General features: G+C 66.5%; 20 protein-coding genes. 14 read left to right on the forward strand and 6 right to left on the reverse strand.

Features of this window, described 5'->3' with window-relative positions; genetic code table 11:
- Positions 1-8 precede the first annotated feature (8 nt).
- From HUK68_RS23205 to HUK68_RS03605, 4 genes are read left to right on the forward strand one after another with little or no spacing between them, the layout of a single operon-like run.
- Complete coding sequence (locus HUK68_RS23205; RefSeq protein WP_221434049.1) at positions 9-122, forward strand: cytochrome oxidase small assembly protein; 114 nt, start codon at positions 9-11, stop codon at positions 120-122.
- A gap of 7 nt (positions 123-129) precedes the next feature.
- Positions 130-759, forward strand: coding sequence for a cytochrome c oxidase assembly protein (locus tag HUK68_RS03595; RefSeq protein ID WP_175502957.1), 630 nt, complete (start codon positions 130-132; stop codon positions 757-759).
- A complete protein-coding gene (locus HUK68_RS03600) occupies positions 756-959 on the forward strand; it encodes a DUF2970 domain-containing protein (RefSeq protein ID WP_175502958.1) in 204 nt (67 codons plus the stop codon). The genes HUK68_RS03595 and HUK68_RS03600 overlap by 4 nt, the downstream gene beginning before the upstream one ends.
- Positions 960-975: 16 nt before the next feature.
- Positions 976-1,857, forward strand: coding sequence for a cytochrome c oxidase subunit 3 (locus HUK68_RS03605; RefSeq protein ID WP_175502959.1), 882 nt, complete (start codon positions 976-978; stop codon positions 1,855-1,857).
- 81 nt (positions 1,858-1,938) lie between these two features.
- Here HUK68_RS03605 and HUK68_RS03610 read toward each other — a convergent pair whose 3' ends face one another.
- Complete coding sequence (locus tag HUK68_RS03610) at positions 1,939-2,181, reverse strand: twin transmembrane helix small protein (RefSeq protein ID WP_175502960.1); 243 nt, start codon at positions 2,179-2,181, stop codon at positions 1,939-1,941.
- A gap of 84 nt (positions 2,182-2,265) precedes the next feature.
- Between HUK68_RS03610 and HUK68_RS03615 the strand changes: the two genes are divergently transcribed.
- Genes HUK68_RS03615 through HUK68_RS03630 form a run of 4 tightly spaced genes read left to right on the forward strand, consistent with a single transcriptional unit; the run spans position 2,266 to position 5,194 of the window.
- Complete coding sequence (locus HUK68_RS03615; RefSeq protein WP_175505723.1) at positions 2,266-2,967, forward strand: SURF1 family protein; 702 nt, start codon at positions 2,266-2,268, stop codon at positions 2,965-2,967.
- Entirely contained in the window at positions 2,912-3,652 is a 741-nt protein-coding gene (locus HUK68_RS03620; protein ID WP_175502961.1) for a redox-active disulfide-containing membrane protein, read from the forward strand. Before HUK68_RS03615 ends, HUK68_RS03620 begins: the two co-directional genes overlap by 56 nt.
- Before the next feature lie 25 nt (positions 3,653-3,677).
- Entirely contained in the window at positions 3,678-4,574 is an 897-nt protein-coding gene (gene cyoE, locus HUK68_RS03625; RefSeq protein ID WP_175502962.1) for a heme o synthase, read from the forward strand.
- A gap of 5 nt (positions 4,575-4,579) precedes the next feature.
- A complete protein-coding gene (locus HUK68_RS03630) occupies positions 4,580-5,194 on the forward strand; it encodes an SCO family protein (protein ID WP_175502963.1) in 615 nt (204 codons plus the stop codon).
- A gap of 63 nt (positions 5,195-5,257) precedes the next feature.
- Here the strand turns inward: HUK68_RS03630 and HUK68_RS03635 are convergent, their stop codons facing one another.
- A complete protein-coding gene (locus HUK68_RS03635; protein WP_244146244.1) occupies positions 5,258-6,247 on the reverse strand; it encodes a Bug family tripartite tricarboxylate transporter substrate binding protein in 990 nt (329 codons plus the stop codon).
- Positions 6,248-6,343: 96 nt separating this feature from the next.
- Positions 6,344-7,288: an RNA polymerase sigma factor RpoH gene (rpoH, locus tag HUK68_RS03640; protein WP_175502965.1), complete on the reverse strand. Its 945-nt coding sequence runs from the start codon at positions 7,286-7,288 to the stop codon at positions 6,344-6,346.
- 230 nt (positions 7,289-7,518) lie between these two features.
- On the opposite strand from rpoH, the gene HUK68_RS03645 reads away from it, so the two are divergent.
- Positions 7,519-8,004 carry a type III secretion system chaperone gene (locus tag HUK68_RS03645; protein WP_175502966.1) on the forward strand — a complete coding sequence of 162 codons (486 nt, stop codon included), beginning with the start codon at positions 7,519-7,521 and terminating at the stop codon, positions 8,002-8,004.
- 31 nt (positions 8,005-8,035) lie between these two features.
- Positions 8,036-9,214: a coiled-coil domain-containing protein gene (locus HUK68_RS03650; protein ID WP_175502967.1), complete on the forward strand. Its 1,179-nt coding sequence runs from the start codon at positions 8,036-8,038 to the stop codon at positions 9,212-9,214.
- Positions 9,215-9,254: 40 nt separating this feature from the next.
- On the opposite strand, the gene ftsY is transcribed toward HUK68_RS03650, so the two are convergent.
- Positions 9,255-10,535, reverse strand: coding sequence for a signal recognition particle-docking protein FtsY (gene ftsY, locus HUK68_RS03655; protein ID WP_175502968.1), 1,281 nt, complete (start codon positions 10,533-10,535; stop codon positions 9,255-9,257).
- A gap of 28 nt (positions 10,536-10,563) precedes the next feature.
- Between ftsY and HUK68_RS03660 the strand changes: the two genes are divergently transcribed.
- The 4 genes from HUK68_RS03660 (at position 10,564) to coaD (ending at position 14,755) form a co-directional block, all read left to right on the forward strand.
- The gene (locus HUK68_RS03660) at positions 10,564-12,009 is read left to right on the forward strand and encodes a M16 family metallopeptidase (protein ID WP_175502969.1); all 1,446 of its coding nucleotides are present in this window, start codon (positions 10,564-10,566) and stop codon (positions 12,007-12,009) included.
- A 20-nt stretch (positions 12,010-12,029) separates the two neighbouring features.
- Complete coding sequence (locus HUK68_RS03665; RefSeq protein ID WP_175502970.1) at positions 12,030-13,403, forward strand: M16 family metallopeptidase; 1,374 nt, start codon at positions 12,030-12,032, stop codon at positions 13,401-13,403.
- On the forward strand, positions 13,400-14,161 hold the full coding sequence (gene rsmD / locus HUK68_RS03670) for a 16S rRNA (guanine(966)-N(2))-methyltransferase RsmD (RefSeq protein ID WP_315128441.1): 762 nt from the start codon (positions 13,400-13,402) through the stop codon (positions 14,159-14,161). Before HUK68_RS03665 ends, rsmD begins: the two co-directional genes overlap by 4 nt.
- A gap of 93 nt (positions 14,162-14,254) precedes the next feature.
- The gene (gene coaD / locus HUK68_RS03675) at positions 14,255-14,755 is read left to right on the forward strand and encodes a pantetheine-phosphate adenylyltransferase (protein ID WP_175502971.1); all 501 of its coding nucleotides are present in this window, start codon (positions 14,255-14,257) and stop codon (positions 14,753-14,755) included.
- Positions 14,756-14,771: 16 nt separating this feature from the next.
- Here the strand turns inward: coaD and HUK68_RS03680 are convergent, their stop codons facing one another.
- Together HUK68_RS03680 and HUK68_RS03685 are read right to left on the reverse strand one after the other, a co-directional pair.
- Complete coding sequence (locus tag HUK68_RS03680; RefSeq protein WP_175502972.1) at positions 14,772-15,857, reverse strand: zinc-binding metallopeptidase family protein; 1,086 nt, start codon at positions 15,855-15,857, stop codon at positions 14,772-14,774.
- 94 nt (positions 15,858-15,951) lie between these two features.
- Positions 15,952-16,269 (reverse strand): BON domain-containing protein, encoded by a 318-nt coding sequence (locus HUK68_RS03685; RefSeq protein ID WP_175502973.1) that lies wholly within the window; start codon positions 16,267-16,269, stop codon positions 15,952-15,954.
- Positions 16,270-16,307 lie beyond the last annotated feature (38 nt).

The raw sequence follows: 16,307 nt of genomic DNA on the forward strand, positions 1-16,307 counted from the left end.
GTCCCGTCATGACACCCGAGCAACGCAAGAGCAACCTGCGCCTGGCCTTGATCCTGGCCTCGATCGCCGCCGTCTTCCTGGCGGGCTTCGTGGCCAAGATGCTCTGGCTCGGCGCGCAGTGAGGCCGCGATGGGCGTGCGCCAGGAAAACCTCAGAATGGTCGGCAAGCTGGCGGTCATTGCCGTCGGCATGTTCGCGTTCGGCTATGCGCTGATTCCCATCTACAAGCATGTCTGCGAGGCGCTGGGCATCAACATCCTGGCGATCTCCGAGCGCCAGGTGCCGGGCAACGGCCAGGTCGGCCCGAACGCCAAGCTGCCGGTCAACACCCAGGTCGACACCAGCCGCACCATCACCGTCGAGTTCGACTCCAATGCGCGCGGCCCCTGGCATTTCGCGCCGCGCCAGCGCTCGGTCAAGGTGCATCCAGGCGAGCTGATGGTCGTCGAGTACGAATTCCAGAACGTGCAGAACCGGCGCATGGCCGCGCAGGCCATTCCCAGCTACGCGCCGCACCAGGCGGCCGCGCATTTCGTCAAGCTCGAGTGCTTCTGCTTCAACCAGTACACGCTCGAGCCCGGCGAGAAGAAGGAATGGCCCGTGGCCTTCATCATCGACCCGCGCCTTTCCAAGGACGTGAGCACCATCACGCTGTCGTACACCTTCTTCGAGGTCGGCGGCAAGACGCCTCCCGCACCCGCGCGCCAGGCCCAGTTGCCTGTGCTTGCGGTGCCGCCGGCCACGGAGCAGGCGTCATGACCGCGCCGCAAGAACCGCGCAAGGGCGGGCGGCTGCGCACGGCGCGTGCCGTGGGCTGGGCCTTGCTGGGCGTGCGCAAGGGCAGTGATTACCAGAAGGACGTGGAGAGCATCACCCCGCTGCAGGTGGTGGTGGGGGGGCTGGTGGCGGTGGTTTTGCTGGTCGCCGGCCTGATCTTGATTGTGAACTGGATCGTTTGAGCTTGAGGAGCTGGATATGAGTGGAACTACCCAGGGCGCGGCACCCTACTACTATGTGCCCGGCGAATCGCGGCATCCGATCATGGCCGCGGCCGGCCTGTTCTTCGTGATCCTGGGCGCGGGCCAGTGGGTCAACGGCCATGAATGGGGCAAGTGGAGCCTGTTCTTCGGCCTGGCGTGGTGGCTGCTGGTGCTCTACCAGTGGTTCCGCGATGCGATCCGCGAAAGCGAAAGCGGGCTCTACAGCCGCAAGATCGACCTGTCGTTCCGCTGGAGCATGAGCTGGTTCATCTTCTCCGAGGTCATGCTGTTCGGCGCGTTCTTCACCGCGCTGTGGTGGGGCCGCGCGCACTCCGTGCCCACGCTCGGCGGGCTGGAGAATGCCTTGCTCTGGCCCGATTTCAAGGCCGTCTGGCCCAGCATGGCGGCCGGCGCCACGGCCTCGCCCGCCGGCACGGTCGAGCCGTTCCAGACCGTGGGACCGTTCTGGCTGCCGACCATCAACACCGCGCTGCTGCTGACCTCGGGCGTGACGCTGACCATCGCCCACCACGCGCTGCGCGAGAACCACCGCGGCCGCACGATTGCCTTCATGTGGGCCACGGTGGTGCTGGGCTTCATCTTCCTGTGCGTGCAGGGCTATGAGTACTACCACCTCTATACCGACCTGAACCTGAAGCTGTCGTCGGGCATCTTCGGCTCGACCTTCTACATGCTCACGGGCTTCCACGGTTTCCACGTGTTCGTCGGCATGCTGATGCTGTTCTTCATCACGCTGCGGCTGCAAAAGGGCCACTTCACCGCCGACAAGCACTTCGGCTTCGAGGGCGCGGCCTGGTACTGGCACTTCGTGGACGTGGTCTGGCTGGGCCTCTACGTGCTGGTCTACTGGCTGTAAGCTGGCCCACCCTTCGACAGGCTCAGGGCGAGCGGGGGCAACCCTCCGCCCTCCATGTATCTGCCGCCAGGGCCTGGTGCCCTAGCGTCCCACTGGCAGCCCGGTGGGCTGGATATAGCCCAGCTTCCAGCTGATCAGCAGCACCAGGAACAGCAATACCGACAAGCCCACGCGCAAGGCCAGCGCGCGCGCCATGTGCTGGCTGCGGCGGCGGTTATCCTCGACACCATTGCGCGGGCGGCGCATCATGAAGAACAGGGCGCTGCCCAGGCTGGCGAGAATGCCCAGGAACGCCAAGGCAATGAAGATTTTCATGGAGACCATTATCCGGTGAGCAACAGCACTAGGCCAGCGGGTTGGCCCCCAGGCGCGCGCTTCTGGATCATCACGGCGGCAGCGGCGCTGGGCATGGCGGGGACTGCGGCGCTGGGGCGCTGGCAGCTCGACCGCGCGGCGCAAAAGCAGGCGCTGGCCGCGGCCATCGAGGCGCGTGGCCGGCAAGCGCCGCTAGACGCGCCGGCGCTGCGCCAGGCGCTGGCTGCCCCTGCGGCGCAACTGGTGCACCGGCCCGTGGCATTGCAGGGCCGCTGGCTGGCGCGGCAGACGGTCTATCTCGACAACCGCCAGATGCACGGTCGCCCGGGCTTCTTCGTGCTCACGCCGCTGGAGCTGTCCGGGCCCGACCCCGCGGTGGTACTGGTGCAGCGCGGCTGGATTCCACGCAATTTCCAGGACCGCACGGCGCTGGCGCCGGTAGCCACGCCCGAAGGGCAGGTCGCCATTACGGGCCGGCTGGCGCTGTCGCCCGCCCGGCTGTACGAAATGGCACCCGGTGCAGACCCTGTTCCGCAAGCGTCGCCTATCCGACAGAATATCGACATCGCCGCATACCGCCGCGAAACCGGCCTGCCGCTGCTGGACATGAGCGTGGTGCAGACCGGGGCGGCCAGCGAGGGCCTGCAGCGCGACTGGAGCCCTGTGGACGCAGGTGTCGACAAACATTACGGCTATGCTTTTCAATGGTTCGGGCTCTGCGCCCTGATGGCGGTTCTCTATGTCTGGTTCCAACTCTTCCGACGCTTCGTTCGCCCACGCCGCACCGCCGCATGAGAACGGCGGCGCCGTGCCGCTGGACCTGAGCGTGCATGGCATGCCGGCCGCGGGCGATGCCTTGCGCGCCCAGCGCACGCGCTCCGGGCGCTGGCAGATGATGGCGGTGCTGCTGGTCTGCGCGGCCCCGGTCATCGCCTCGTACTTCACCTATTACATCGTCAGGCCCGAAGGCCGGCGCAATTTCGGCGAACTGATACAGCCGCAGCGCCCGCTGCCGGAAGTGCTGGCGCATACGCCGGACGGTGCGCCCGTGGCGCTGTCCTCGCTCAAGGGCCAGTGGCTGCTGGTGAGCGTCGCGGGCGGGCAATGCGATGCCGCCTGCGAAGAGCATCTCTACCTGCAACGCCAGCTGCGCGAAGGCTTGGGCCGAGAGAAGGACCGGCTCGACTGGGTCTGGCTGATCAACGACCAGGCCCAGCCACCGGCCGCGCTGGCGCCGGCCATGGCCCAGGCGCAGGTGCTGCGCGTCGATCCGCAGGCCCTGGCTGCCTGGCTGCAACCGGCTGCGGGCCAGCGCCTCGAAGACCACCTATATCTGGTCGACCCGATGGGCCACTGGATGCTGCGCATGCCCGCGGCGCTCGACAAGTCCAATGCGTCGAAGGCCAAGCGCGATCTCGACCGCCTGTTGCGCGCGGCATCCTCGTGGGACCAGGCCGGGCGTGCGGACGCAGCCCATTGACCCCCGTCATGAACCGAGTTTGCGCATGAGTCTTGCCGCCCCCGTTTCCGCGCCTTCGCGCGCCGCCCAGTTCTATGCGCTGACCAAGCCGCGCGTGGTGCAACTGATCGTCTTTTGCGCGCTGATCGGCATGGTGCTGGCGATTCCCGGCTGGCCTGCTCTGGACCAATGGGTGCTGATAGCCGTGGCGTGCGTGGGCATCTGGCTTGTCGCGGGCGCGGCCGCGGCGTTCAACTGCCTGGTGGAAAAAGGCATCGATGCGCGCATGAAGCGCACCGCCTGGCGCCCCACGGCCAAGGGCCAGCTCTCGGACGCGCAGGCGCTGGGGTTTTCCACGCTGCTGTGCGCCGCGGGTTCGGCGCTGCTGTATGCCTGGGTCAATCCGCTGACCATGTGGCTCACGCTGGCCACCTTCGTCGGCTATGCGGTGGTCTATACGCTGATCCTCAAGCCGCTGACGCCGCAGAACATCGTCATCGGCGGCGCTTCAGGCGCCATGCCGCCGGTGCTGGGCTGGGCCGCCGTCACCGGGCAGGTCACGCCCGAATCGCTGATCCTGTTCCTGATCATCTTCCTCTGGACGCCGCCGCATTTCTGGGCGCTGGCGCTGTACCGCGTCGAGGATTACCGCCAGGCCGGGCTGCCGATGCTGCCGGTCACCCATGGCAATGAATTCACCCGTTTGCAGGTGTTTCTCTATACGCTGGTATTGTTTGCGGGTTGCCTCCTGCCGTTCGTGTTCGGCATGAGTTCCTGGCTCTATCTGGTGGCCGCCGTGGCATTGGGCCTCGGGTTCTGCTTCTATGGCTTTCGCCTGTGGCGCAATTACTCCGACGCGCTGGCGCGCAAGACCTTCCGGTTCTCGCTGATCCACCTGAGCTTTCTGTTCGCCGCTTTGCTGGTGGATCACTATCTTTTTTGACGACTATGGACAAACGACAGGTTTTGAAGGGTGCGCTGGCTTCGGCGCTGGGCATCGGCATGGCGGGCGTGCTTGCCGGCTGCAGCCGCGAGACCAAGGCCAGCTTCCAGGGCGTGGACGTGACCGGCGCGGAATACGCGCGCGACTTCAACCTGCCCGATGCCCTGGGCCAGCAGCGCAGCCTCAAGGACTTCGCCGGCAAGGTCGTGGTGGTGTTCTTCGGCTATACCCAGTGTCCCGATGTCTGCCCGACTTCGCTGCAGGAGCTCGCCGAAGTCAAGCAACTGCTGGGCGCCGACGGCGAGCGCCTGCAGGGCATCTTCGTCACGCTCGACCCGGAGCGCGACCAGCCCGAGATGCTCAAGGCCTACATGGAAAGCTTCGATCCGAGCTTCATCGCGCTGCGCGGCACGCCCGAGCAGACCGCGGCCATCGCCAAGGATTTCAAGATCTTCTACAAGAAGGTCGAAGGCCCGACCCCGCAAAGCTACACGCTCGACCATTCGGCGGGCAGCTATGTCTACGACACCCAGGGCCGGCTGCGCGTCTACGAGCGCTACGGCAGCGGGCCGCAGCTGCTCGCGGCCGATGTGCGCACCCTGCTGGGCGAGAAGGCTTGATATCGGAGCATCGAGCCGCCGCCGGGCAGTGAGCCACCCGGAGTGGGCGAAGGTGGCGGTCAGTTACTGGGCGGTGATTTTCTGGCTGCGGATGATGTCGCCCATCACCTGCGCATCGGTGCGGATGCGGTTGGCCAATCCTTCGGAAGAGGTACCCGCGACCTGCCAGCCCTGGGCGAACAGCTTGGCGCGGATGTCCGGGCTGCGCGCGATCTCGCTGAACAGCGCGCCCAGGCGCTGCACCAGCGGCTGCGGCATGGAGCGCGGTGCGGCCACGGCGTTCCAGATCTCCATCTGGTAGTTGGCAATGCCGGCTTCTGACAGGCTCGGATATTCGGGCACCAGCGACGAGCGGCTGGCCGAGGTCACGCCGATCACGCGCAGCTTGCCGGCGCGCGCCTGGGCGGCCGCCATGGCGGGGGGCAGCAGCGCCAGCTGGATCTGCTCGCCAATGATGCCGTTGATCACCTGCGGGTTGCCGGGGTAGGGGATGTGCACCGGGGCAATATGGGCGCGCGCCTTGAGCAGTTCCATGCCGATATGTGCCACGGTGCCGATTCCCGGGCTGCCATAGCTCCACTTGTCGCCGCTCGCGCGCGCTGCCGCGAAGAATTCAGCCGCCGTGGCGCCGGGTGAATGGGCGGAAGCGGCCAGCGCCAGCGGCGCGGTGGCAATCAGGCTCACCGGCTGCAGGTCCTTGAGCGGATCGTAGGTGGCCTTGGGATTGATCAGCTTGGCGATGGTCATGTTGCCGTTGATCATCAGGCCCAGCGTGTGGTCGTCGGTGGCATGGGCCACGGCTTCGGCGCCGATGTTGCCGCCTGCGCCGACCTTGTTTTCCACCACGACGGGCTGCCCCAGCAGCTTGCCCAGCGGCTCGGCCAGCGTGCGCGCCACCAGGTCGGGCGACGAACCGCCGGGAAAACCGACGATCAGCTTCACCGGCCGCGTGGGCCAGTGCGCGGGCTCGGCTGCCAGCGCAGGGGCACAGGCCGCAGCCGCAGCGCAGGCCGCCGAGGCCAGCAGCGTGCGGCGGTTCAGTCTGGAAATCATGCGAACTCCTCGGATCGTCATAGGTAGTTGGGGCGGCACCATGAAAAAAGCGCACCGCCTGTTCAGGCGGTGCGCCGATTATCTCCGCGAGAAAACTCAGGCGTATTCAGCCAGCGTTTTTTTCATCTTCTTCATGGCGGCAGCCTCGATCTGGCGAATGCGCTCGGCGCTCACGCCATACACCGCGGCCAGTTCGTGCAGCGTCATGCCGCCCGAGCCATCGTCGTTGACCTTGAGCCAGCGTTCCTCGACGATGCGCCGGCTGCGCTCGTCCAGACCGCCCAGCGCCAGGCTGATGCCATCGGTGGCAAGCGCATCGCGCTGGCGCGACTCGATCATGGCCGTGGGCTCGTGCGAGCCGTCGGCCAGATAGGCAATCGGGCCGAACGCGTTCTCGCCGTCATCGGAGGGGGACGGGTCGAGCAGCACATCGCCGCCCGACATCCGGGTTTCCATCTCGATGACTTCCTCGCGCTTGACGTTGAGCTTTTGCGCGACCGTATCGATCTCGTTCGGGCTCAGGGTGTCGCGGTGCGTGCCTTCGTCGAGCGCGGCGGCATCGGCCTTGAGGCCTTGCTTCATCGAACGCAGGTTGAAGAACAGCTTGCGCTGCGCCTTGGTCGTGGCCAGCTTGACCATGCGCCAGTTCTTCAGGATGTATTCGTGGATCTCGGCCTTGATCCAGTGCATGGCGTAGCTCACCAGGCGCACGCCCTGATCGGGGTCAAAGCGCTTGACGGCTTTCATCAGGCCGACATTGCCTTCCTGGATCAGGTCGCCGTGCGGCAGGCCATAACCCAGGTATTGGCGCGAAATGGCCACCACCAGCCGCAGGTGCGACATGACCAGGCGGCCGGCTGCGTCCAGGTCGCTGTCGTTCTTCAGGCGGCGTGCGTAGTCCTGCTCTTCCTCGACGGTGAGCATGGGAAGACGGTTCACTGCCGTGATATAGGCATCGAGATTGCCCAGCGGGGGGACGAGCGCCCAGGGATTGGCGGATGCCACAGTGGTCGTCGCGAGGTTAGCGGATGTGGAGGTCATTGAAGTCCTTTCTTCCATATCTTCATATTAGCAGTCTATTGGAGAGAGTGCTAAGCAAGAAGTTCCTTAACCATGGCATGCACGGGGCAAGCAGTTGTATCAAACGGAACCCGCGGCCCAAGGAGCAAAGGCCGCTGGAACAGCAGGCGTGTTTCGGTGACTAAAAGGAACGCCGCGTACGGGCAGGCAGCCTGCGCGCTGATTTCTTGCTTGCAAACAAAGGAAGTGCAATGGATATCTCCCAGGCTCAACAGCTTCTGTCGGGATTTGGCGCATCGCTGGGGTTGCCGGGAATGTCACTGGATGACAGCGGCCACTGCGCCCTGGTCTTCGATGAAGTGGCCGTCAACATCGACTTCATCGGGGAGACGCAGGATCTGCTGGTCTACAGCCTGCTGGGCATTCTGGACAACGCCCAGCGTGGCGATCCCACGCTCCTGCTGCCGCTCCTGCAGGCCAATTATTTCAGCATCGGCACGGCCGGCGGGCAGATCGGCATCGACAAGGAGAGCGGCACCGTGTCGATGTTCCGGGCGTATCCGCTGCGCTTGCTTGACCTGCCCGCGCTCTCGGCCAGCCTGCAGGCGTTCGTCAGTGCTGCCGAGTACTGGAAGACATGGCTGAGCGTGTTGGACGAAGAGCTCGACGAGCCTGCCGGGACAGCGGCTTCGCTGGCCCGCATGCCCCAGGGCAATCCTGGAATGATCCGCGCCTGACGCAAGGAGGCAAGGAGGCAAGGAGGCAAGCATGAACATTCCATCCACCATCAACAGCGCGCCTGCGCTGCGCGACTTCGGCATCGCGGCCAAGAAGGACGAAGCCGTTGCGTTGAAAAAAGACGGGCTGCAGGCACAGCCGGCCAAGCAGGGTTTCTTCGGCCGGATCATGCAGTGGGTCCGCGGAGAGAACCCGGCGCGCATCAACAGCGACACCAAGGAAGCGTTCGTGGCGGCGATGACGCGCAGGTTCGGCAGCAAGGCGGCGGATACCGCGCTGGCGAAGACCGGGTTCTACATGGGCAACGACCAGCCGCTGACCAGCCGGGAGATCAAGCGGGCCATTGGCTACGCCAAGCTGGCGGAAGGCCAGGGCGCTGGTTCAGGCTCGGCTGCGGCAGGAGCTGTGCCTGCCTCGCGCGCATCGGGCCAGGCGCAAGCGCTGCAAGGCACGATGAAGGAAATGCGCAACACCCAGGCCGAGACAGCAGGCCTGGCAAACAAAGCCACCAAGCTCAGCCAGCTTGCCGCCAGGCTGAGGGCCACCGGCGATGAGCGGCTTGGCGCGGTGCAGGCCAAGCTGGCCGAGACCAAGCAATTGTGGGCGCAAGCCCGTGGCAAGCTCGATGGCCAGATCGCGCAGGTCAACCAGCTCGCCGCAGGCGCGTCGCCGGCCGCGGCCGACACCTTGTCGGCGCAACCCTCCGCCGGTAAGCCAAATGCCGTGCGCAGCGCTGCGCAGGAGCAGCGGGCACAGGTACGCGAGCGCAATGCCGAAGCGCGCAGCGAACGCAACGAGCAACGTGCCGCGGCGCAGGCAGAGCACAAGCAGAACCTTCAGCAACTGCGTCAGGACAATCAGCAGATGCGGGAGGACATGCGCACTCAAGCCAAGCTGGCGCGCAAACAAAGCCGTGCGGAGATGGCGGAGCACAAACAGGCGCAACGTGACGAGCGCCAGGCCGCGACGGCGCAACACCAGGCGGATCGTGCGCAGCAGCGAGAACTGCGCGCCCAGGCCAGGCTCGAACACAAAGCCGAGGCCCGGGAGCAGCGGGAGGCCATGGGCGCCTCGGCGCAAGCCCTGGTGGCCCGGACCAGCCATATGGTCGACCAGGAGTTTGCGGCGCTGCAGGCGGAAATCGACGAATTTTCCGCCAAGGCGGATGCCTTCAGCGCGGCACTGGCGCGGCCGATTGCCGCGAATTGAGTTCGCACGCGCTGCGGCAAGCCAGCCGGCTTGCCGCGGGCTAGCTCAGCAGTGCCTGCGCGAATTCCCGCGCATTGAAGGTTTCCAGGTCTTCGAGCTTCTCGCCCACGCCAATGAAATACACCGGAATGGGCCGCTCCTGCGCAATCGCTGCCAGCACGCCGCCCTTCGCCGTGCCGTCGAGCTTGGTGACCACCAGGCCGGTCAGCTGCAGCGCGTCGTCGAACGCGCGCACCTGTGCCAGCGCGTTCTGGCCGGTGTTGCCGTCGATCACCAGCAGCACTTCATGCGGCGCCGTGGCATCGGCCTTGGTGACCACGCGGCGGATCTTCTTCAGTTCTTCCATCAGGTGCAGCTGGGTTGGCAGCCGGCCTGCGGTATCCACCAGAACCACATCCTTCTTGCGCGCCTTGCCGGCCGTGACCGCGTCAAAGCTCACGGCGGCCGGATCGCCGCCCTGTTGGCTGACGATCTCCACGGTGTTGCGCGTGGCCCAGACGCCCAACTGCTCGCGCGCGGCGGCGCGGTACGTGTCGGCCGCTGCCAGCAGCACGCTTGCGCCTTCATCGGCGAGATGCTTGGTCAGCTTGCCGATGGACGTGGTCTTGCCCGCGCCGTTGACCCCCGCGACCATGATCACCGTGGGCGTGTATTGGCCGATGACCAGCGGCTTTTCCAGCGGCTGCAGCAGGTCGGCCAGCGACTGGGCCAGCAATTCCTTGACGGCCGCGGGTTCGGTGGCCTTGGTTTCCTTCACGCGGCGCTTGAGGTCGGCCAGCAGATGCTGGGTGGCCTTGACGCCGGTGTCCGCCATCAGCAGCGCATCTTCGAGCTCTTCATACAGGGCGTCGTCGATCTTGGTGCCGGTGAATACCGTGGAGATGCTCGAGCCGGTCTTGCGCAGCCCGGCCTTGAGCCGGCCAAGCCAGTGCGCGCGTTCCGCTGCGGGTGCTGCGGCAACCGTGGCCGGTGCAGGCACGGCCGGTGTAGGCACGGCCGGTGCAGGCACGGCCGGTGCAGGCACGGAAGGCTCGGCCACGGGCGCAGGGATGACCGGGGCAGGGGCTGCGGGCCTGCCGGCACCAAACATCTGGCGCAGCCGGTCCATCGTGCCTGGAGCCGGTGCGGCAACCGGCGGCATGGATGGCGGGCTTGGCGCAACGGCGGCGTCCGCCTCCTGGTTGGCCGAGTCCGGGATAATCTCCAGAGCAATTTCCGGATCGGGCACCGGCGGGGTAGGCGCGGACGCGGGCGCACTCACCGGCTCATCGGCAGGTGGTACGGCGGAAGAAAGGGGCTTTTTTTTGAAAAAACTGAACATTGGCAGGTTCGTAGAATCTCAGCATTCTATGAAACGTGCTCTTACCCTCCTGGGCCTCGTGGCCTGTCTGAGCGCCGGGGCTGGAAATCCAGCCCTTGCAAACCCTCCCTCCGGGCCATCCGTGCCTTCCGCGCCGGCTTCCGCCGCCGTGGGTGCGCAGCAGTTCACGCTGTCGAACGGCATGCAGCTGATCGTGCAGCCCGACCGGCGTGCGCCCACAGCAGTGCACATGGTCTGGGTGCGCGTGGGCTCGATGGATGAAGTCGACGGCAAGTCAGGGGTCGCCCATGTGCTCGAACACATGATGTTCAAGGGCTCGAAAGAGCTGGCCGCGGGCGAGTTCTCGCGCCGCGTGGCCGCGCTGGGCGGGCGCGACAACGCTTTCACCAGCCGCGACTACACCGGCTACTACCAGCAGATTCCGTCGAATCGCCTCGAGGACGTGATGCGCCTCGAGTCCGACCGTTTCGCCAACAACCAGTGGCCTGACGACGAGTTCCGCCGGGAGCTGGAAGTGGTCAAGGAAGAGCGCCGCATGCGCACCGACGACCAGCCGCGCGCCGCGCTGTTCGAGCAGCTCTATGCCACGGCCTATACGGCGTCGAGCTATCGCCGTCCGGTGATCGGCTGGATGAAGGACCTCGACGCGATGACGCCCGACGACGCGCGCGCCTTCTTCCGCAAGTGGTATGTGCCGTCGAATGCGGCGGTGGTCGTGGCCGGCGATGTCGATGTCGCCGAGGTGCGGCGCCTTGCCGAGAAGTACTATGGCAGCCTGCCGGCCAAGCCCACTCCGGAGCGCCAGACGCAGGCCGAGCCCGAGCAAAAGCAACTGCGCCGCATCACCGTGAAGCTGCCGGCCGAACAGGCTTTCGTCGCGCTCGGCTTCAAGGTGCCGGGCATTTCGCAACTCGAGACGCTGGGTCCGCAGGACAAGGACGCGCTGGCGCTGCTGGTGCTGTCGGAGGTGCTCAGCGGCTACAGCGGCGCACGCCTGGAGCGCGCGCTGGAGCAGGGGCCCAACCGCGTGGCCGACTCGGCCGGCAGTTCGGCCTCGGTGCTGGCGCGCGGCCCGAGCATGTTCATGCTGACTGGCGTGCCCGCGGCCGGCAAGACGGCGGCCCAGGTCGAAGCGGCGCTGCGTGCCCAGGTGGCGCGCGTGGCGCGCGAAGGGGTGAACGCAGCCGAACTCGAACGCGTCAAGACCCAGTGGATCGCGAGCAACGTCTATGAGCGCGACTCGGTGTTCAACCAGGCCCAGGGGCTGGGCAGTTACTGGAGCATGCACCTGCCGGTCGATGCCGAGGAGCGCCTGCTGCAGCATCTGCGCGCAGTCACTTCCAAGCAGGTGCAGGACGTGGCCGCGCGCTATTTCGGCGACCGCCAGCTCACGGTGGCCACGCTGGATCCGCAGCCGCTCGATCCGTCCAAGCCCCGGCGTCCCGAGTCTGCCTCCGAGCAGCCCCTGCATTGAGCATGCCACGGAGCGAACGCATGAAAGCACTTTCCACACGCACCGCCAGCCTGCTGCTGGCCCTCACCGGCGGCCTGCTGGCCGCCCAGCCCGCCTGGGCCCTGCTGCCGATCGAGCACTGGACCCAACCCAGCGGCGCCCAGGTCTGGCTGGTCAACAGCCCGGGCATTCCCATGGTCGATGTCCATGTGGCCTTCGACGCCGGCAGCCGCCGCGATCCGGCCGCGCAATCGGGCCTGGCCTCGGCCGTGGCGCTGATGGCTTCCAAGGGCGTGCGCGCCAGCGGCAATGATCCGGCCCGGGATGAAAACGCGCTGGGCGAAGCCTGGGCCGACCTGGGCGCGAGCTTTGGCGCCGGCGCCGACGATGACGCCTTCAGCTATGCGCTGCGCTCGCTGACCGATCCGGCGTTGCTGAGCCGGGCCACGCAGCTGGCCGCGCGCCAGATTGCCGAGCCGAGCTGGCCCGTGGATGTATGGCAGCGCGAACGCGCGCGCTGGAGCGCTGCCATCAAGGAGGCCGATACCCGGCCCGCGACCATTGCCGCCAAGGCTTTTTCCACCGCCGTCTATGGCGGCCACCCCTACGGGCAGCAGAACACCGAGGCCACCCTGGCCAACATCGATATCGGCGCCATGCAGGCGTTCCACCGCAAGCTGATCAATGCCTGCGGCGCGCGCGTGAGCATCGTCGGCGCGCTGGACCGTGTCCAGGCCGACCAGCTGGTGACGCGGCTGCTGGCGCCGCTGCACGCGCATGACACCGCCAAGGCCGCCCCGGGTGCGCCGTGCCGGCAGCAGCCTGCGCTGCCCGAGGTGCCGGCGCTCAAGGCCGCGAGCAACATCGAGATTCCGTTTGCTTCGGCGCAGGCGCACGTGCTGATCGGCCAGCCCGGCATCACGCGGCGCAATCCCGATTTCCTGGCGGTCATGGTGGGCAACCACATCCTCGGCGGCGGCGGCTTCACTTCGCGGCTCATGGAGCAGGTGCGGGAAAAGCGCGGCCTGAGCTACAGCGTGTACAGCACGTTCGCGCCCGGCCTGCATGCGGGTGCGTTCGTCATCGGACTGCAGACGCGCTCCGATCAGGCACCCGAAGCCATCAAGGTCTCGCAGCAGGTGCTGGCCGACTTCGTTGCCAACGGACCCACCGAGGCCGAGCTGCGCGCTGCCAAGGACAACCTGATCGGCGGCTTTGCGCTGCGCATCGACAGCAACCGCAAGCTGCTGTCCAATGTCGCCAACATCGCCTGGAATGGGTTGCCGCTCGACTATCTCGACCATTGGACCGAGCGCGTCGAGGCGCTGACCACCGGTGACGTGCGTGCGGCGATGGCGCGCATGCTGCAGCCCGAGCGCATGGTGACGGTGGACGTGGGAGCCCGCAAGCCATGAGCCGTTCCCGTATCCATCTCGATGTGCAGTCCATGGCCGTGAATGACGCGATTGCCGCGCTGGAGCGCAAGACGCGCGGGCGCCAGCGCAATGTGCCTGAAGCGCCTGAAGCGCCTGAAGCACCGGCACCGGCGAAAGGCAAGCCGGCCAAGGCGGCGCCCGCGGCCAAGCCAGTCGCCGCCGGCGCGGGCGAGATCCGCATCATTGGCGGGCAGTGGCGCCGCACGCGCCTGGCCGTGGCCCAGCGTCCCGGCTTGCGGCCCACGCCCGACCGCGTGCGCGAGACGCTGTTCAACTGGCTCGGGCAGGACCTCACGGGCTGGCGCTGCCTGGATGCCTTTGCCGGCACCGGCGCGCTGGGTTTCGAGGCCGCATCGCGCGGCGCGAAGGACGTCGCCATGGTCGAACTTGACGCGGGCCTGGTGGCGCAGTTGCGCAGCCTGCAGCAGCGCCTCGACGCGAAAGCGGTCAAGATACAGCGCGGCGATGCGCTCGGCGCGTTGCAGCAGGCGGCACCCGGCAGCCTGGATCTGGTGCTGCTCGATCCGCCGTTTGGCGAGAACGCGCTGTTCCTGCCGGCGCTGCGCGCGGCCTGCACTGCGGCCAGCGCCGACGGCTGGATCTATCTCGAAGCGCCTGCCGAGTGGGATGCGGCCGCGCTGGCGCCACTGGGGCTGGTGCGCCAGCGCTACCTCAAGGCCGGCGCGGTGCATGCGCATCTGCTGCGCAAGGCAGCGGAGACCGGCGAGGCCGCCTGAGTCCCGCCTGCCGGAGCGAGAAAGCGCTCCGGCATAATCGGCCGCAAGGCGCATTCCCCGCGCCATCCACCTGCTACCCGGAGACTTCCCGCCATGGCCGAAAACGTGCTTGCCGTCTATCCCGGCACCTTTGATCCGATCACCCTGGGCCATGAGGACGTGGTGCGCCGCGCCTCGCAATTGTTCGGCCGGGTGATCGTTGCCGTGGCGGCAGGGCACCACAAGAAGACGCTGTTCAGCCTTGAGGAGCGGATCGCCATGGTGCGCGAAGCCGTCAAGCCCTATCCGCAGGTCGAGGTGGAGAGCTTCTCCGGCCTGCTGCGCGATTTCGTGGTGCAGCGCGGCGGCAAGGCCATGGTGCGCGGCCTGCGCGCGGTCACCGACTTCGACTACGAGTTCCAGCTCGCGGGCATGAACCGCACCCTCATGCCCGAGGTGGAAACGGTTTTTCTCACGCCCAGCGACAAGTTCCAGTTCATCAGCAGCACTTTCGTGCGCGAGATCGCGACGCTGGGCGGCGAGGTCGACAAGTTCGTCTCCGCCGAGGTTTACGAGCGCCTGCGGCAGAAGGTTGCAGGGCTGCTGGCCGGCTGATTGCGAGGCCCCTGGCTCAGAGCGCAGGCAACCCGGTGCGCTGATGTTCCTGCAGCAGCTCATGGACCCATAGCAGCTTGCAGCGCGCGCCGGCAGACAACGCAAACGGATAGGCGTCGAGGTGGCCCAGGCTGCGGTTCAGGCTGTTGAGCAGCAGCGTCAGTGGCACCCATTGTTCCAGCATGGTGTTGAAGTCGGGCCGCTGGCGACCGAAGGGATTCTCGACGCGCTGGTCGTGCAGCGTGGTCGGCCCGGGCACGGTCACATGGGTCTGGTAGCTGGCCGCGGTTTCCAGCAGGTCCACCATGTGCAGGTAATGCGCCCAGGTCTCGGCCCAGTCTTCCCAGGGGTGGGACTGGGCGTAGGCGCTGATGAATTCATCCTGCCAGCCGCTGAACTTGTCTTCCTTGGCGTAGTAACGCTGCAAGGCTTCGCCATAGTCTTCGCGCTCGTCGCCGAAAAGCTCGCGAAAGCGCTCCAGCCGCGAGGGGCTGTCGCATATCAGCAGATCCCAGAAGAAATGCCCGCATTCATGGCGAAAGTGGCCGATCAAGGTGCGGTAGGGCTCGTTGAGCGATACCCGCCGGCGCGCGCGCTCCTCGTCATCGGCCTCGGCGACATTGAGCGTGATGGTGCCGTTGTCATGCCCGGTCATGACCCTGGGCTGGCCTTCGATATCTTCCAGCAGATGGTAGACCGGGCCGTGCCAGCCGTCCTGCGGTTGCAGGCCCAGGCGGGCGAGGTTGTAATACAGCAGCCGCTTCGCGGCCTCGATCTGGCGCCAGCGCCGCAGATTGGATGGATCGGACAGGTCGGGCAGCCAGCGCGTCTGCCGGCAGGAGACACACAGCGCGTGCGGATCGCTGCCGGCCACCGTGAAGTTGCACGCGTCGTACTCGATGCGGTTGCGGCAGAAGCGGAACAATTGCGCCCCATCCTCTGCGGCCGGCACCGCGCGCTGCCACCAGCCGCCTTCCAGCGGCTGCATCGCAGCCATCTCCAGCGTCTGCGGCAGGAACGCCAGCGTTGCGCCGCAGTGCAGGCAGTGGTCGCTGTCGAAGAAAACCAGGTGACCGCATTGGTCGCAATTGAATACCTGCATGGGCCTACTCTACGGCAAAAACAAAAAGGGCCGGAATCACTTCCGGCCCTTTCATGCGAGCCTGTCGGGCCTGTGGCGAAGCCCGTCAGTCAGCTCAGGGGCGAACAACGATATTGTTTCGCACTTCACGCACGTCCTTGGTGGAACGGGCGATCTGCTCGGCACGCGCCTTTTCGGCTTGCGACTTGGCAAAGCCGGACAGCTGGACCGTGCGGTTCAGCGTTTCGACGCTGATCGAGGAGGCGGCAACCGACTTGTCCTCGGCCATCTTCGCCTTCACGGCAGTGGTGATGCCGGCGTCATCCATGTACGAACCAACGGTCTGCTGGTCGCGGAACACGGAACAGCCGGTGGCGGCGATCAGGGTGGTGCCGGTAACGACGGCGAAAGCAATGGCGCGGGTGAATTTCATGGTTATGTCCCTCTAGTTGGTGAAATGTGGTTGCCTGT

Origin of the sequence: Comamonas antarctica, assembly GCF_013363755.1 — a bacterium.
Taxonomy (GTDB): Bacteria; Pseudomonadota; Gammaproteobacteria; order Burkholderiales; family Burkholderiaceae_C; genus Comamonas; species Comamonas antarctica.

Excerpts from the sequence above, each read along its gene's own strand:
- HUK68_RS23205 (WP_221434049.1), top strand. The coding sequence starts at position 9 with ATGACACCCGAGCAACGCAAGAGCAACCTGCGCCTGGCCTTGATCCTG.
- HUK68_RS03595 (WP_175502957.1), top strand. The coding sequence starts at position 130 with ATGGGCGTGCGCCAGGAAAACCTCAGAATGGTCGGCAAGCTGGCGGTC.
- HUK68_RS03600 (WP_175502958.1), top strand. The coding sequence starts at position 756 with ATGACCGCGCCGCAAGAACCGCGCAAGGGCGGGCGGCTGCGCACGGCG.
- HUK68_RS03605 (WP_175502959.1), top strand. The coding sequence starts at position 976 with ATGAGTGGAACTACCCAGGGCGCGGCACCCTACTACTATGTGCCCGGC.
- HUK68_RS03610 (WP_175502960.1), bottom strand. The coding sequence starts at position 2,181 with ATGGTCTCCATGAAAATCTTCATTGCCTTGGCGTTCCTGGGCATTCTC.
- HUK68_RS03615 (WP_175505723.1), top strand. The coding sequence starts at position 2,266 with ATGGCGGGGACTGCGGCGCTGGGGCGCTGGCAGCTCGACCGCGCGGCG.
- HUK68_RS03620 (WP_175502961.1), top strand. The coding sequence starts at position 2,912 with ATGTCTGGTTCCAACTCTTCCGACGCTTCGTTCGCCCACGCCGCACCG.
- cyoE (WP_175502962.1), top strand. The coding sequence starts at position 3,678 with ATGAGTCTTGCCGCCCCCGTTTCCGCGCCTTCGCGCGCCGCCCAGTTC.
- HUK68_RS03630 (WP_175502963.1), top strand. The coding sequence starts at position 4,580 with ATGGACAAACGACAGGTTTTGAAGGGTGCGCTGGCTTCGGCGCTGGGC.
- HUK68_RS03635 (WP_244146244.1), bottom strand. The coding sequence starts at position 6,247 with ATGATTTCCAGACTGAACCGCCGCACGCTGCTGGCCTCGGCGGCCTGC.
- rpoH (WP_175502965.1), bottom strand. The coding sequence starts at position 7,288 with ATGACCTCCACATCCGCTAACCTCGCGACGACCACTGTGGCATCCGCC.
- HUK68_RS03645 (WP_175502966.1), top strand. The coding sequence starts at position 7,519 with ATGGATATCTCCCAGGCTCAACAGCTTCTGTCGGGATTTGGCGCATCG.
- HUK68_RS03650 (WP_175502967.1), top strand. The coding sequence starts at position 8,036 with ATGAACATTCCATCCACCATCAACAGCGCGCCTGCGCTGCGCGACTTC.
- ftsY (WP_175502968.1), bottom strand. The coding sequence starts at position 10,535 with ATGTTCAGTTTTTTCAAAAAAAAGCCCCTTTCTTCCGCCGTACCACCT.
- HUK68_RS03660 (WP_175502969.1), top strand. The coding sequence starts at position 10,564 with ATGAAACGTGCTCTTACCCTCCTGGGCCTCGTGGCCTGTCTGAGCGCC.
- HUK68_RS03665 (WP_175502970.1), top strand. The coding sequence starts at position 12,030 with ATGAAAGCACTTTCCACACGCACCGCCAGCCTGCTGCTGGCCCTCACC.
- rsmD (WP_315128441.1), top strand. The coding sequence starts at position 13,400 with ATGAGCCGTTCCCGTATCCATCTCGATGTGCAGTCCATGGCCGTGAAT.
- coaD (WP_175502971.1), top strand. The coding sequence starts at position 14,255 with ATGGCCGAAAACGTGCTTGCCGTCTATCCCGGCACCTTTGATCCGATC.
- HUK68_RS03680 (WP_175502972.1), bottom strand. The coding sequence starts at position 15,857 with ATGCAGGTATTCAATTGCGACCAATGCGGTCACCTGGTTTTCTTCGAC.
- HUK68_RS03685 (WP_175502973.1), bottom strand. The coding sequence starts at position 16,269 with ATGAAATTCACCCGCGCCATTGCTTTCGCCGTCGTTACCGGCACCACC.